Genomic DNA, 14,767 nt, shown 5'->3' on the forward strand with positions numbered 1-14,767 from the left:
CGCGACGCGGATGGTCTGACACTCAGACGGTCAGGGCGACCCGGACGATCACGGCCACCGCAGCGACGGTGGCCAGCATCAGCATCAGCTGCTTGAACCGTGTCGGGTCGATGCGGTGACGCAGCGGCTGCGCGAGCACCGAACCGAGCACCATGAACGGCATCCAGGCGACGCCTGCGATCAGCGCCTCACGCGGCACCTGGCCGCCGACGCCCAGTCCGGCCAGCGAGGCCAGTGCACCGATGAGGAAGAACGGGGCGAGCGTGGAGCGCACCTGCTGCGGCTTCTGCTCCTGCAGCACCAGGCCGTAGAAGGGTCCGCCGATCGATGCGGCTGTGGCCGAGACGCCGGTGACCAGGCCGGCGAGCCCCGACAGGGCGGGCGTCGGTTGCACATGGATCCGGGTGAACGAGCCCGCAACCGCAGCCAGCACCATCGCCGCAACCACGAGCGAGATCACCGAGGACGACGCGACGGACACCAACCAGACCCCGAGCGGCATCGTGGCCAGGCGTCCGAGCAGTGCCCAACTGCAGGACCGCCACAGCACATGAGCGCGTCCGCGCACTGCCTCCAGGAGCGGTAGCGGCACGACGGTGATCAACAGCGACGCCGGCATCAGGTCGGGCGCTGCCATCACGACGAAGGGTGCCGCGACGACCGCGAGACCGAACCCGGCGACCCGTTGCACGAACGCGCCGAGGCCGATCACGAGTCCGAGAACGACGAACAGCGTCCATGAGATGCCCATGGTTGCTCCCTTCGCTCAGGCCGACGGACGATGGTCTCAGCGGCGGCCGGGAAACGACGAATCGGTCAGCGTCGACCGAGGTTGCAAAGGCGCAGGGCGAGGTCGATCGTCCGCCAACTGAGTTTGCCGTCGCCGAAGCGTGCCGCCGCGCGCAGCGGCAACTCGGCGAAGTTGCGTTCGACCATGGGGCGGTCGGCATCGCTGAGCTCGGTGCCGGCGATCGTCGCGCGCCAGCAGAATCGTCCGCCGTCCGGTGGGACAGTGCCATTCGTGCGTACGGACGTCCCAGAACTCGAAGCTTCGGGCAGGCACCTCGATGTCCACCCGTCGTGAACCGCCGACTTCGAGATGCACCTTGGCGAAGCCGGCCACCTCGTCGCGCCACGGCATCGTGATGGGTGCGCCGTTCGACAGAACCACGACGGTGCGCGGGTTGGCCTGTGCAACAGCCGAAACCAGTTCGTCGTGCGCCGCAGGGAGCGACAGGGTGTCGCGATCGATGCCCGGCGATCGAGGGGAAGGGTGTCGTCATTGCGGAGCAGGACCGTGCCGGCCGCGGCGGCTCCAGTCGCTCACCACTCCGTCGAAGCCCCACTCGTCGCGCAGGATCTGGGTGAGTAGTCGGTGATTCTGGGAGGTAAGTTCACCGTCGACCGAGTTGTACGACGCCATCACCGTCCCATGGCTTGCCCCGTTCGACGGCGTACTCGAAGCCGGACAGGTAGATCTCATGCAGCGTGCGCTCGTCGACGACCGCGTCGACCACGAAGCGGTAGTACTCCTGATTGTTGACCGCGTCGTGCTTCAGGCAGGCGCCCACACCGACGCTCTGCAGACCATCGACAACTGCCGCAGCGAAACGTCCGCTGATGAACGGATCCTCGGAGAAGTACTCGAAATTCCTGCCGCCCAACGGGTTTCGCTTGATGTTCAACCCTGGGCCGAGCACGACGTCCACACCGAGTTGGCTCGCCTCGGTACCCAACGCGACAGCCAGCTCCCGTGCAAGGTCGAGGTCCCAACTGGAGGCCAACGTGACGGCAGAGGGAAACAGGTGGCCGGGTGGCTGTCGCCGACTCCGAGATGATCGGCCGACTCGCACTGCAGCCGGATGCCGAGGGGACCGTCCGAGAGGGTCACGGGAGGCAGGTCATGAACGGGCAGCGGACGCGTGAGCCCGAAGTCGACACCACTGAGCAGACCGATCTGCTCGTCACTGGTCAGGTCGGTGGCTCTCGGCATGTGGGACACAACGACCACTTTCGCAAAGTCGAAGGCGGCTTGCTGTGATTCACGCCACATCATCGCGGCCGGAAATGGCAAGCTCTGTCCATGAAGAGCACCATGCAGTCGCCGCCCCTGTTGATCTCGTCCCTGCTGGAGTACGGAACCACGGTGCACGCCGAGAGCAGATGCATCACCTGGACGCCGGAAGGGGGACGGGAGGTCACGTACAGCGAGATCGGACGACAGTGTCGACAGCTCGCGAATGCGTTGCGGGACATGGGTATCGACGGTGACAACCGCGTCGCAACCTTCATGTGGAACAACGCCGAGCACCTCGTCGCCTACCTGGCCGTCCCGTCGATGGGGGCGGTGCTGCACCCCCTCAACATCCGACTGTTCCCCGAGCAACTGATCTACACGGCCAACCACGGCGGCAGCGAGGTCGTCGTCGTCGACAACACCCTCGCCGAGCCGTTCAGCAAGCTGCTGGAGCACCTGCCCAAGATCCGGCACGTCATCGTCAACGGACCGGTCGACGACGGCGTCCGTGAGGCCCTGGGGGCGCCTGCTCACGTCGAGGCAGTGCACGACTGGAACGAGTTGCTGGCCGGTCGGTCGGACGAGTTCGAGTGGCCCAAGGACGTCGACGAGAACGACTCCTCGTCCATGTGTTACACCTCCGGCACCACCGGAAACCCCAAGGGCGTCGCCTACTCGCACCGCTCGAACTACATCCACGCGATGAGTTGCTGCCTGACGCTCGCGCTCACGCCGTCCGACACCGCGCTCGTCGTCGTGCCGCTGTTCCATGCCAATGCGTGGGGCTACCCGTACACCGCGATGCTCGCGGGCGACAACCTGCTCATGCCCGACCGCTTCCTGCAACCCGAACCGCTCGCTCGGATGATCGAGAAGTGGCGGGTGACCGTCGGTGCGGGCGTGCCGACCATCTGGAACGGACTGCTGCAGCACCTGGACGCCAAGGGTGGTGACATGTCGAGTTGCCGCATGCTGATGTCCGGCGGCGCGGCCTGCCCGCCGGCTTTGATGAAGGCCTTCGAGCGCTACGACGTGGAGATCATCCAGGGCTGGGGCATGACGGAGACCTCGCCGGTGGCGAGCCTGGCGTTCCCTCCCGGTCGTCTCGAGGAAGGCGGCGACGAGTACTGGAAGTACCGCGCCTCGCAGGGCCGGATCATGGGCGGGGTCGAGGCCCGCATCATGGGGCCGGACGGTTCGGTGCAGCCGTGGGACGGGGAATCGGTCGGCGAGGTCGAGGTCCGCGGTCCGTGGATCACCGGCTCGTACTACAGCAACGGCAGCGAAGCCGAAGGCGAATTGGCCGATATGGCAAGCAAGTTCGACGACGGCTGGCTGCGCACGGGTGACGTGGGTTCGATGACCTACGACGGTTACATCCTGCTGAGCGACCGCGCCAAGGACGTCATCAAGTCCGGCGGCGAGTGGATCAGCTCGGTCGACCTGGAGAACCATCTGATGGCGCACCCGGCCGTGCTCGAGGCGTCCGTCATCGGTGTGCCGGACGACAAGTGGGGCGAACGTCCGTTGGCCGCTGTCGTCATCAAGGACGGCGAATCGGTGGAGATGGAGCAGTTGCGCGACTTTCTGTCCGGACGCGTCGCGCGGTGGCAGGTGCCCGAGCGCTGGGCGATCATCGACGAGGTGCCCAAGACGAGCGTCGGCAAGTACGACAAGAAGGCACTACGGTCACGCTTCGCCGAGGGCGGTCTCGACGTCGCGGAGACTGGGGCACCCGCCCAGTAGGTCAGAACGAGGAAGCCCCGACCGGCGCATCCGCCGGTCGGGGCTTGGAATCCTCTGTCTCAACACAGATTCTTGGTATTACCTGTGCACCCGTAGGGATTCGAACCCCAAACCTTCTGATCCGTAGTCAGATGCTCTATCCGTTGAGCTACGGGTGCTTGCTGCCATCACTGGCAACGACGTCACACTCTACCTGCTCACCTCGATCGATGAGAAATCGAGGGCACGATGTGTACGTCACGCTCTGATCGGTGAGGCCGGGCGCCCGTCCGGCCCGCAACCGGCGGACGGTTCCGAGCCGGACGAGCCCGCACTCAGTTACCCGGGCTGACGGTGTCGGCGGCGACGATGCGGCCGTCCTTGACCTGCAGGATCGCGGTGTACGTCTGCTCGGCGGCGGTGTACTTCGAAGGGACGACGTAGGACGATCCCTCACGGTAGTTCGACAGGTTCGGTGCACCGTGCACGCTCTGCGTCCACACCCACTGGGGAGCGCTGATGTTCTCGTTGACGCCGACCAGGATCGACGCGCGGGCGTCCGGGGCGAGGGTCGCGGAGCGCGCGGCGCCGTCCTCGGGGCCACACGGCACCTCCGGCTCGGGGTCGCAGTTGTCGACCTGCGGCTTGAAGGTGACCTTGTTCCCGTCGACCGACACGATGCGCGCGGTGAAGCGTCCGTCTCCGGTGTTCTCCTCGCCCTTCTTCGGCTCCGCAGGCTCGACCGTCACCGGTTCGGCGCGGAAGACGTTGTCGCTCTTGAGGATGAACGTGCCCTCACCGTTCGCCTTCCAGACGCGGACGATCGGGTGTGCGGTGCGCTCCGCGGTGGAAGCGTCGTTGTCCCACGGGGACGTCTCGATCAGGCCCTGGTCGGAGAGCTCGAGCTCGATCGGACCCCAGTTGGCCTGCGACCCCTTGGTGTTCACCACCAGATCGTTGCCGTCCTTGGTGAGCGGTCCCCAGACTCCGCTGCCGTTGGAGAAACCGGCTGCGAACCGGTGACCGACGCCCGGAAGGCTGCTGTTGACGACGAAGACGGCGTGGAAGTCACCGAGTTCGGCGGCGTCGATCTTCGGGGTCGACTGCTCGTGCGACTCGGGGGCCCTGGAGGAGCCGACCTGCTTCCACGAAGTGCCGTCCTCGCTCTCGAAGAACTTGACCGTTCCGTCCTTGGCGTACGACATGCCCTCGTGACCGTTGGTTACCTTGATCGATTTCACGTACGGGGTGGCGAGCGACGTTCGTTGGTCTGATGATGGCGTGTGAACAGGCGTTCCCGCGATGGGGAGAGCTACCCATCACGGCGACTGCCAGGAGCCCGTCTGTTACTCGCCGCGTACCGGCACGGTGACCGGCTCGACGGGTCCTGCGCACTGCCGATCGTCTGCGGCTTCCGGTACGAACTGTCGCCCGCTCAACACGTTGGTCGACTGCAACTCGGGACGGCCCTGCAGAATGCCGGTGAAGGTGTAGCGGCGCATGGTGGTCAAGGAGCAGCCGGTGTCGAACTCGGCGATGTCGAACGAGTACGCCTGGGTCTGTACCTCGGTGCCCTTCTCGGCGCCCTGTGCAAGGCGGGCGCCGAAGAGCCCGCCGCCAGTGAACGTGCCGACGGTCATCCAGTTCCCGTCACGATGCGGGGTGTGGGTGTGTCCGGAGATCAGCAACTGGTCGTCCTCGAACCCGTCCTCGACCGCGCCCGGCTCGTGGCTCACCACGACGTCCGGGGCCGGGACCTCGTTGTCTTTCCACGTGCTCAGAAAGTGCTTGCGGGCACCTGAGTGGATGCTTTTGTCCTTCGGGTCGCCGTCGCCGTAGAAGCGCCGGTCGTTGAAGCCGCCGAATGTCACACCGGCCATTGTCACCTTCGTGTACAGGCGTGAGTTGGGTTGCAGAGTAACCACATTGGGCACCTTGCTCATCCGGTCCAGCAACGCGGTATCGGTGGCGCTGGTCGCGTCGTGGTTGCCGCGGACGAACAGGTACGGCACGCCGAGCCGCTCGATCGACCGGAAGATGCCGGCGGCTTCGGCCTCGCGCACACTGCCGAAGTTGATCAGGTCTCCCGCGTCGACAACGACGTCCACTCTTTCGGATCGGATGATGTCGCGCATCAATGCGTACTGGTTCGTGCCGTGGATGTCGCTCACGAACATCACCCGCAGCGCGGTCGGCGCAGCGGTCGAGCGGGGCGCGTACTTGGTCTGCAGGGCGCTCGAGAGGGCGAGCACGCTGGTGATGTACCGCGAGGACTCGGAGGTGCGCTTCTCCAGATCGGTGAGGATCGACAGGTCGTTGCGCGCCATGCTCAACAGCGACGTGGTGCGGACCTCGCCGATGTGGCGCTCGTGGTAGGTCACGTAACCGGCGAGGGCCGGTGCGACCAGCGAGAGCGCGAGCGCACCGGCCGCCGTGACCAGACTCGCGCGCGGGTTCCGCCAGGCGCGCCGCGCAACGAGCAGGGCTCCGGCGGTGAGGGCGAAGCCGAGGACGAACCGCCAGGCCACCCCGGTGAGCCCGGCACGGGCAGCAGTGTCCAGCTCTGCGGGGCTCGGCTGGAACTGTGCGGGCGTCGGTGTCCGGCCGGCGAAGGCCTCGGTGACGTCCTTGCGCAACTGGGCGTCGACGATGATGCCCGGGGCAGGCAAGGGGCCGTCGAAGCCGACCGACACGTCGCCCAGCAGGGTCGGCAGGCGGACCGTGGAGTCGGGCACCAGCCCCATCCGGACGTCCGCAGAGTAGAACTTCGTCTCGACGGTGGTGGGGAACAAGCTGGTCATCCCGACCCCACCGACGTACCCGAATGCGGCAAGCAACAGCGTCGCGAGCGCCCACCTACCGGCGCTGCGTGCGTTGCTTCGGGTGATCTGTGGAGCCTTCACTCCTCAACCCGACCAAATCACCGGCGTCCTCGGCGGGAAAACGGCACGGTGAACTTGGGATCAGACGTCGTCGGCCTTCTGGGTGGCCGGGTCCCACTTGGTGACGCCCTCTGCTTCCCAACCGCGTTCCTTGCGGGCCTGGCGCGACAGGTCGCGCTGGCTCGGGGTGAGGCGCTCGAGGTAGAGCTTGCCGTCGAGGTGGTCGGTCTCGTGTTGCAGGCAGCGTGCGAACAGTCCCTCGCCCTCGTAGGAGACCGGGTTACCGTCCAGGTCGGTGCCGGTGACGCGGGCCCACTCGGCTCGCGGGGTGGGGAAGTGTTCGCCGGGTACGGACAGGCAGCCCTCCAGGCCGTCGTCCTCGTCCGGCTCTCCGGGCGGCACGACCCCCTTCTCCAGCACGGGGTTCACCACGACGCCGACGAAGTTGTCGTCCTCGCCCCGTTCGGACGGGCAGTCGAAGACGAAGATGCGGTGGCGGGCGCCCACTTGGTTGGCGGCCAGGCCGACGCCGTTGGCTGCCTCCATGGTGTCGAACATGTCGGCGACCAGCGTCCGGATCTCGTCCGTGACTTCCTTGACCTTCTTGGTCGGCTGGTGCAGCGCCTTGTGCCCGATGATCGTGATGGGACGGACGGCCATGTGCGTGGTTCTCCTGGGTGGTGACGGATCAGCGACCAAGTTTCGCACGCGCGCCGAGGTGTCGAGTGATCAGTGGTCGCGGCGGTCGATGCGTTGCGGCGGGGACGCGTCCTCGTGGCTCACCGACCAACTGTCGCCCTGGAAGGGAGTGTCGATCTGGGACGCGTTCTCGTGGTCGGGTGCGGGCTCGGTGACCTGCGGGCCGCGCAGCAGGCGTTCGCGCATCGGAGTGCGTGCCTTGTCGCGGTAACGGTCGACATAGGTGCCGAGGCGGGACGCGACGTCGGACTCCGGGACGTCGGAGATCGGTCGCCCGCCCTCAGGCCGACGTGGTGGTGCGGTCCTCGTGGCGGTGCGGGCCGAGGACGGACGGGGCAGGAACGGATCGGTGTCGTCGGCGCGGTCGTCGTACGCGTCCGTGGTCGGCACCATCACCGGCATCGCGTCCTCGTCCGGATGGCTGAACAGTTCGCCACAGATCGCCCGATAGGACGCCTCGGGGTGCGGAATGTAGGTGATCAGGCGCAGTGCCTGCTCCTGGCCCGCGGACTCCATGACGAACTCGCCATAGCCGAGGATGCGTCCGATGACGGGCTGGTTGAACGACATGTCGGTCACCTTGGCCAGCGGCATCATCGCGGTCTTGCGGTTGAGAATGCCGCGTCGCCAGACCAGCCGCTGATCGGTGGCCATGAACCAGTCGCGGGTCCAGAGCCAGACCGCGATGACCGTGTAGGCCAGCATCGCGAGCAGGACGTACCACATCGCGTTCGTGACGACCCCGAACGAGGGCGGTGCCGTGAACCCGACGAACAGCGTGATCGCGAAGCCCGCGAGCAACGAGAAGACGGTGCCGGCGAGTGATGCCCAGTGCGGACGGTGGACGACGACCATCCGTTCGCCGTGCACCAGGAAGCGGCGCATCGTCTGCGCGCCGCGCGGGTCGACCAGTTCACCCCACGAGGATCGGGTGTTGCTCGGATCGTCGAGGGGACGCCGTGGCATGGCGTTACTTGCCGATGATGGCCTTGAAGAAGTCGCCCATGTTCTCGACCCCGGAGGCCAGGAGGTCCCAGATGTTGCGGACGATGTCGGCGGACTTGTCAGGGCTGGTGAAGATGGCATAGAGAACGAAGGCGAAGAGCACCCAGATGGTGATCCTCTTGATCTTCTCGGTCGCCATGGGACCCTCCGGTTGATGAGCGAGCGGGACAGCCCGCTCAAGACGAGCATATTTGCGCGGCTCATTCTGCCAGCGATGTGACGGCTGTGACTGGAGTGGCCATCGCCCGGGAGTGTCGCCGCGCCGGTGGTCGTACGCTTCGACTCGTGAACTCACTGGCTCCGGTGTTGCGTTCGGCTCTCGAGGACGAGCTCGCCGGGCGCCCCCGCGCGACGCTCGCCGCCGCGACGGCGCGGCTGTCCGAGCGCTACCGGCGAGGTGGGGCGGCGCAGGCGCCGATCCTTGTGACCGACGCGGACGTGGCTGCGTACGCGGCATATCGAATGCCCGCGACCTATGCCGCATGTGAGCGGGCGCTCGCGCTTTCCTCGTTGTGCTTCGGTGGCCGGATCGACTCGGTGGTCGACCTCGGTGGTGGCACCGGCGCCGGGGCGTGGGCGGCTGCGTCGGTGTTCGAGCCCTCGTCGGTGCGCGTGCTCGACCAGGTGGACGCGGCGTTGAAATGCGGGCAGCGACTGTCCTCGTCCGTGTTCGATGCTCGTTTCGAGACCTGGAGGGTCGGGTCTGCCGTACCGGCCGCCGACCTGGTGATGGCGTCGTTCGTGCTCTCGGAACTGAGCGAGGCGCAGCGGGCTGCCCTGGTCCACGCGATGGGGTCGTCGGCGTCCGAAGCGGTGTTCCTGATCGAGCCGGGCACGCCGGACGGACATCAGCGGATCCTTGCCGCCCGTGCACAACTCGTCGATTCGGGTTGGATGATCGCGGCTCCTTGTCCGCAGTCGGGGGAATGCCCTGTGCGGCAACCTGATTGGTGCCACTTTGCCGCGCGGGTCGAGCGTTCGGCAATGCACCGACAGATCAAGGGTGGGGATCTCAGCTACGAAGACGAGAAGTTCTCGTTCGTGTTCGCCGTCCGCTCCGGTGCTTCGCCGTCCGGTGCGCGCGTGCTGCGGCACCCGGGCAAGCGCAAGGGGTTCGTCGATCTGACCGTCTGTGATGCCGCGGGCGAGACCGGTCGACGGGTCGTCACCAAGAAGCAGGGGGATGCGTACAAGCAGGCCCGCGACCTGCGGTGGGGCGACCCCTGGGTCTGACCCATCCGCGTCCGGCAACCACCAAAGAAACCTCGACGAGCGCCTTCGCCCAACCCGCCGTGCAGGGACTCGTACCTCAACTGGTGCCGCGGCGAGGTTTGCAGCAGGCAAACGCGCTGATGGCCTTCGTCTGCAACTCCGCACAGTTCCTCGGGCCGGTCCTCGGCGCGATGCTGGTCGCGCTGGGCGGGGCGCCGTGGGCGCTCGCGATCGACGCGGCGTCGTTCGTCGTGGCGAGTCTGCTGTTGTTGCCGGTGAAGCTGCCGGGCGTTGTACGCAGTGGCACCGGCATCGTCCACGAACTGCGCGAGGGGTGGACGGAGTTCCGATCCCGCACCTGGTTGTGGGTGATCGTCGTCGCGTTCGGTTTCATGAACGCCATCCAGTGCGGCGCGATCCTCGTCCTCGGCCCCCTGGTCGCCAAGAACACCGAGACCCTCGGGATCGAGGGCTGGGGATGGGTGATGGGAGCCGAGGCGGCGGGAATGTTGTTGATGTCGCTCGTGCTCCTGCGGCTTCACGTCCTGCGGCCGTTGCGCGCGGGGATGCTGGGGATCGGCGTCGGAGCCGCCCTGATGATCGCGATGCTCGGTCTTCATCCGGTCACTGCGCCGATGATGATCGCCGCGTTCGCCTGTGGCGCTGGTATCGAGACGTTCGGCACCGGTTGGAATGTCGCTCTGGGAGAACGCATTCCGCCGAGCGTACTGTCGCGGGTGGTCAGCTACGACATGGTCGGTTCGTTCGTCGCGATGCCGATCGGGATGCTCGTGTTCGGCGTCCTCGCCACTGCCGTCCCGCTCAAGCCGCTGTTGATCGCGTCAGGCGTGCTCTACGCGCTCATCGCGCTGTCGACGCTCGCCGTGCACTCGATCCGGACGATGGAACGGCTTCCCGAGCACGCCGACGAGCCGCTGCTCACCTGACCGGTCAGTCGGCGACGCCGTACAGACGGTCGCCCGCATCGCCCAAGCCCGGGACGATGAAGCCCTGCTCGTTGAGACGTTCGTCGATCGAGCCGGTGACCAGCGTGATTGGGATTTCGAGTTCGGCGAGGTCCTTCTCCATGAACTCGATGCCTTCGGGCGCGCACAGCAGCGTGACCGCGGTGACGTCGTCCGCGCCGCGCTCCGCCAGGTAACGGATGGCCATGGCCAGCGAACCGCCGGTGGCGAGCATCGGGTCGAGCACGTAAACCTGGCGCCCGGACAGGTCGTCGGGAAGGCGGTTGGCGTATGTGACCGCTTCGAGTGTCTCCTCGTCGCGCTGCATGCCGAGGAACCCGACCTCGGCGCTCGGCAACAGCCGCACCATGCCTTCGAGCATGCCCAGGCCGGCACGCAGGATGGGCACGATCAGCGGCTTCGGCGAGGACAGCTTGATACCGGTGGTGGGGGCGACGGGGGTGTTGATCTCGAACGGCTCGACCCGCACGTCCCTGGTGGCCTCGTAGGCCAGCAGCGTCATCAGCTCCTCGGCCAGGCGCCGGAACGTGGGGGAGTCGGTGCGCACGTCCCGCAGGTAGGTGAGCTTGTGGGCGATGAGCGGGTGATTGGCGACCAGAACACGCATGGACCAGACTCTACGGGTGATCGCTGCCGCCGACGACTGGATGCAGATCGCGCTCGACGAGGCGCGTGCCGCGCTCGCCACTGACGACGTGCCGGTCGGGGCCGTGGTGCTCGATGCGGACGGCGTGGTGATCGGCACGGGACGCAACGCGCGGGTCGCGATCAACGACCCGCTCTCACACGCCGAGATCGTCGCGATCCGTGCAGCTGCTGAGACGCACGGCAACTACCGCCTCGACGACTGCACCCTTGTCGTCACTCTCGAACCCTGCCTGATGTGCACCGGTGCGGTGATGCAGGCCCGCATCCCGAGGGTGATCTTCGGGGCGTGGGATGCGAAGGCAGGCGCCTGCGGCAGCGTGTGGGACGTCCCGGCGACCAACCGCTCCCCGCACAAGCTGACCGTGGCCGGCGGGGTGCGTGAGGCAGAGTGCGCGCAGTTGCTCACCGACTTCTTCCGCGCACGGCGGCGGCGCAAGGGCTGATTGCGACTCCTCACCCCAGGGCCCGCCAAGTGGTGCAGATCACATTTCGATAGGTCAGACTGGTCGCCTACGCCCGACCCCAGGAGTCCGATGAGCAGCCCGACCTTGCCGGTGACGCCAGCCGTCCGTGCTCTCGACGACCTGCGGCACAAGGCCGCGGATCTTGCGCGTCTGCACGAGCAATGGCAGCGCAGCCGGCTGGTCCCTGACGCCCTGCGCCCCGAGGTGGCGCGGGCATGGGCGCGCCACGAGCCCGAGCACCGAGCCGCTCGTTCCATCGGCACGCTCGCTGTCGACCAGGTGCGCGAGCGGCGGGACGCCTCGGTGGTGCTCGCGGCCGCGGTCGAGCCGCTGCGTCAGTTGCTGCTCGACACGGCCGTCGAGTCGAGCAACGAGATGGTCGTCTGCGACACCGACGCAGTCGTGCTGTGGGTCGACGGGCCACGTCCGGTGCGCGCCGAGTCGGAACGGCTGGGGTTCGTCGAAGGTGCCCGCTGGACCGAAGACCTCGTCGGCGTCAATGCGCTCGGCACCGCGCTGACCGAAAGGCGCGCGATCCAGTTGTTCGGTGCGGAGCACTCCAACCCCGACCAGCACCGCTGGGTGTGCACCGGCGCACCGATCCGCGACCCCGCCTCGACCGCGGTCATCGGGGCGATCACGCTGTCCGGGCCGCTTGCGAGCGCCCACCCGCACACCCTCTCGCTGGTGACCAGCGCCGTCCGGGCCGTCGAGTCGGAACTCACGTTGAGCCACCGCCGCTCGCTGCGCGACCTTGCCGGCGCAGACGAGCGCGCCGCACTGGTCGTCGACAGATACGGCTGGGTCGCCGCGGCCCGCGGTATCGATGCGCCCGAACGCGTCTGGGCGCCAAGGGGATTCGCGTCCGGTGCGATCTGGCTGCCCGCGTTCGGCAGCTTCGAGTGCATGCCGGTCGGGTCGGGCTGGGCATTGCACCCGACTCAGTCGCTGCAGCCGCAGCTGCGGCTGGTGCGGCACCCGCGTCCGACCCTGGAGGTGGGGGAGGCGCAAGACCCATCGGACGCCGCGAACGCGCGGTTCGCGCTCACTCCGAAGCAGATGGTGCTGGTCGAAGCGCTCGCGGCCGCGCCGGGCGGACTCGACGTCGCCCAACTGCAAACCGTGCTCGGGGTCGGCAGCGCCGTGTCGGTGCGGGCCGAGATCTCCCGGCTGCGACGCCGCCTCGGCGGCCTGCTGGAGAGCCGGCCCTACCGCTTCACCGTGCCGTGCGCGATCGACTGACCGCTGCAACCTTCTGCAACGCTTTCTCGCTGCGCACCTGACTCCTAACGTCGGCGATGTGACCCACATCACCTTCGAAGGAGACCGTGATGACCGATGAACTGAAGACCGCCCAGCAGTGGCTGAGCTCGTTCGAGCAAGCCCTCGGCGGCGACGACGACGCCGCGGTGACCGACCTGTTCGGGCCGGAGTGTTACTGGCGCGACCTGGTGACGCTCACCTGGAATCTGCACACGGCCGAGAGCGTCGACGAGATCACCGCGATGCTCGACGGCACTGCAAAAGGCCTGCGCCCCAGGAACATTCGTGCGACCGAAGCGGCCGACGCCGACGGAGTGATCGAGGCCTGGTTCGAGTTCGACAACGACGCGTTCAACGGCAAGGGCCTGGTGCGGCTGCGCGACGGCAAGGCATGGACGCTGCTGACCACTTCGCAGGAACTCGTCGACTTTCCTGAGAACCGGGGCACCCGGCGTCCGCTCGGCGCCGAACACGGCAACCCCAACCAGGACAAGAACTGGCTCGACCACCAGAAGGAACGCCAGGCGCGCCTGGGTTACGAGGACCAGCCGTACGTGGTCATCGTCGGCGGCGGTCAGGGTGGCATCGGGCTCGGTGCCCGGTTGAAGCAGCTCGGGGTGCCGACGCTGATCATCGACAAGCACCCGCGTCCGGGCGACCAATGGCGCAACCGCTACCACTCCCTGTGTCTGCACGACCCGGTCTGGTACGACCACCTGCCCTACCTGCCGTTCCCAGCGAACTGGCCGGTGTTCACGCCGAAGGACAAGATCGGCGACTGGCTGGAGAGCTACACCAAGATCATGGAGCTCGACTACTGGAGCAACACCGAGTGCGTGTCGGCCGACTACGACGAGTCGACCCAGAAGTGGACCGTCAAGGTGATGCGCGACGGTTCGCCGGTCACCCTCGAGCCCTCGCAATTGGTGCTCGCAACGGGCATGTCGGGTGTGCCGAACATGCCGACCGTGCCGGGCATGGAGACCTTCAAGGGCGAGATCCAGCACTCGTCCCAGCACCCGGGTGGCGACGCGTACGCCGGCAAGAAGGCCGTCGTCGTCGGCTCGAACAACTCAGCCCACGACATCTGCGCCGACCTGTGGCGAGCCGGGGCCGACGTCACGATGCTGCAGCGTTCGAGCACCCACATCGTGCGGTCGCAGTCGCTGATGACCGAGGTGCTCGGCCCGCTCTACTCCGAGGAGGCGCTGGCCAACGGCATCGACCACGACAAGGCCGACCTGATCTTCGCCTCGATCCCGTACAAGGTGCTGCCGGGCGTGCAGAAGCAGGCCTTCGACGTCATCCGCGAGAACGACAAGGAGTTCTACGACGGGTTGGAGAAGGCCGGGTTCATGCTCGACTTCGGCGACGACGACTCCGGTCTGTTCCTGAAGTACTTGCGGCGCGGCTCCGGCTACTACATCGACATCGGTGCCTCCGACCTGGTGGCCAAGGGCGAAATCAAACTCGTCGCACCGGCGAACGTCGACCACATCGACGAGACCGGGGTGGTGCTCGACGACGGACGCCACCTCGACGCCGACCTCATCGTGTTCGCCACCGGCTACGGCTCGATGAACGGTTGGGCGGCGAAGCTGATCAGCCAGGAGGTCGCCGACAAGGTGGGCAAGTGCTGGGGCCTCGGCTCCGACACGACCAAGGACCCTGGCCCGTGGCGAGGCGAGCTGCGCAACATGTGGAAGCCCACCAAGCAGGACAACCTGTGGTTCCACGGCGGCAACCTGCATCAGTCCCGGCACTACTCGCGCTACCTGTCGATTCAGCTCAAGGCGCGCATGGAGGGGCTCGACACCCCCGTCTACGCCATCCCCGAAACCGTCCACCTGTCCTGAAGGAGCCGTC

The 14,767-nt window shown here is 67.1% G+C and carries 16 protein-coding genes, 1 tRNA gene and 1 pseudogene; 7 read left to right on the top strand and 11 right to left on the bottom strand.

The features are described from left to right. Positions 1 to 22 precede the first annotated feature (22 nt). The 4 genes and pseudogenes from FB459_RS03290 to FB459_RS17495 all read right to left on the bottom strand — a co-directional run bounded on the left by FB459_RS03290 (position 23) and on the right by FB459_RS17495 (position 1,853). Positions 23 to 751, bottom strand: a complete 729-nt coding sequence (locus FB459_RS03290) for a sulfite exporter TauE/SafE family protein (protein ID WP_141927461.1) — start codon at positions 749 to 751, stop codon at positions 23 to 25. A gap of 237 nt (positions 752 to 988) precedes the next feature. Next, positions 989 to 1,252: pseudogene (locus FB459_RS18185) on the bottom strand (fibronectin type III-like domain-contianing protein); the annotation flags it as partial. A gap of 27 nt (positions 1,253 to 1,279) precedes the next feature. Beyond that, positions 1,280 to 1,483, bottom strand: coding sequence for a glycoside hydrolase family 3 N-terminal domain-containing protein (locus tag FB459_RS18020; RefSeq protein WP_342771011.1), 204 nt, complete (start codon positions 1,481 to 1,483; stop codon positions 1,280 to 1,282). Beyond that, positions 1,395 to 1,853, bottom strand: coding sequence for a glycoside hydrolase family 3 N-terminal domain-containing protein (locus FB459_RS17495; RefSeq protein ID WP_281279523.1), 459 nt, complete (start codon positions 1,851 to 1,853; stop codon positions 1,395 to 1,397). Before FB459_RS17495 ends, FB459_RS18020 begins: the two co-directional genes overlap by 89 nt. Here FB459_RS17495 and FB459_RS17705 point away from each other — a divergent pair. Both FB459_RS17705 and FB459_RS03305 read left to right on the top strand, forming a co-directional pair. After that, a complete protein-coding gene (locus FB459_RS17705; RefSeq protein WP_170221666.1) occupies positions 1,814 to 2,041 on the top strand; it encodes a hypothetical protein in 228 nt (75 codons plus the stop codon). The genes FB459_RS17495 and FB459_RS17705 overlap by 40 nt on opposite strands. Positions 2,042 to 2,083: 42 nt before the next feature. Continuing rightward, positions 2,084 to 3,763, top strand: a complete 1,680-nt coding sequence (locus tag FB459_RS03305) for a long-chain fatty acid--CoA ligase (RefSeq protein WP_141927462.1) — start codon at positions 2,084 to 2,086, stop codon at positions 3,761 to 3,763. Positions 3,764 to 3,848: 85 nt separating this feature from the next. Here the strand turns inward: FB459_RS03305 and FB459_RS03310 are convergent. The 6 genes from FB459_RS03310 to FB459_RS17110 form a co-directional block, all read right to left on the bottom strand. Continuing rightward, positions 3,849 to 3,921: transfer RNA gene (locus FB459_RS03310), tRNA-Arg, on the bottom strand. 156 nt (positions 3,922 to 4,077) lie between these two features. After that, positions 4,078 to 4,947, bottom strand: coding sequence for a hypothetical protein (locus FB459_RS03315; protein WP_141927463.1), 870 nt, complete (start codon positions 4,945 to 4,947; stop codon positions 4,078 to 4,080). 141 nt (positions 4,948 to 5,088) lie between these two features. Beyond that, positions 5,089 to 6,645: a metallophosphoesterase family protein gene (locus FB459_RS03320; protein WP_141927464.1), complete on the bottom strand. Its 1,557-nt coding sequence runs from the start codon at positions 6,643 to 6,645 to the stop codon at positions 5,089 to 5,091. Between the two features lie 60 nt (positions 6,646 to 6,705). Next, a complete protein-coding gene (gene def, locus FB459_RS03325) occupies positions 6,706 to 7,284 on the bottom strand; it encodes a peptide deformylase (protein ID WP_129624248.1) in 579 nt (192 codons plus the stop codon). 69 nt (positions 7,285 to 7,353) lie between these two features. Continuing rightward, a complete protein-coding gene (locus FB459_RS03330) occupies positions 7,354 to 8,289 on the bottom strand; it encodes a PH domain-containing protein (protein WP_170221667.1) in 936 nt (311 codons plus the stop codon). Positions 8,290 to 8,293: 4 nt separating this feature from the next. Further along, positions 8,294 to 8,467 carry a hypothetical protein gene (locus FB459_RS17110; RefSeq protein WP_168990104.1) on the bottom strand — a complete coding sequence of 58 codons (174 nt, stop codon included), beginning with the start codon at positions 8,465 to 8,467 and terminating at the stop codon, positions 8,294 to 8,296. 146 nt (positions 8,468 to 8,613) lie between these two features. Here FB459_RS17110 and FB459_RS03340 point away from each other — a divergent pair, with 146 nt between their 5' ends. Beyond that, positions 8,614 to 9,561, top strand: a complete 948-nt coding sequence (locus FB459_RS03340) for a small ribosomal subunit Rsm22 family protein (protein WP_141927467.1) — start codon at positions 8,614 to 8,616, stop codon at positions 9,559 to 9,561. After that, positions 9,540 to 10,487: an MFS transporter gene (locus FB459_RS03345; RefSeq protein WP_141927468.1), complete on the top strand. Its 948-nt coding sequence runs from the start codon at positions 9,540 to 9,542 to the stop codon at positions 10,485 to 10,487. Before FB459_RS03340 ends, FB459_RS03345 begins: the two co-directional genes overlap by 22 nt. Positions 10,488 to 10,491: 4 nt before the next feature. Here FB459_RS03345 and upp read toward each other — a convergent pair whose 3' ends face one another. Beyond that, a complete protein-coding gene (upp, locus tag FB459_RS03350; RefSeq protein WP_141927469.1) occupies positions 10,492 to 11,133 on the bottom strand; it encodes a uracil phosphoribosyltransferase in 642 nt (213 codons plus the stop codon). Here upp and tadA point away from each other — a divergent pair. The 3 genes from tadA (at position 11,132) to FB459_RS03365 (ending at position 14,757) form a co-directional block, all read left to right on the top strand. Continuing rightward, complete coding sequence (tadA, locus tag FB459_RS03355; protein ID WP_246092303.1) at positions 11,132 to 11,617, top strand: tRNA adenosine(34) deaminase TadA; 486 nt, start codon at positions 11,132 to 11,134, stop codon at positions 11,615 to 11,617. The genes upp and tadA overlap by 2 nt on opposite strands. A 90-nt stretch (positions 11,618 to 11,707) precedes the next feature. Next, complete coding sequence (locus FB459_RS03360; RefSeq protein ID WP_141927470.1) at positions 11,708 to 12,880, top strand: GAF domain-containing protein; 1,173 nt, start codon at positions 11,708 to 11,710, stop codon at positions 12,878 to 12,880. Between the two features lie 89 nt (positions 12,881 to 12,969). Beyond that, entirely contained in the window at positions 12,970 to 14,757 is a 1,788-nt protein-coding gene (locus FB459_RS03365; RefSeq protein ID WP_141927471.1) for a flavin-containing monooxygenase, read from the top strand. Positions 14,758 to 14,767 lie beyond the last annotated feature (10 nt).

Source organism: Yimella lutea, from assembly GCF_006715095.1.
In the GTDB taxonomy this organism is placed as follows: Bacteria; Actinomycetota; Actinomycetes; order Actinomycetales; family Dermatophilaceae; genus Yimella; species Yimella lutea.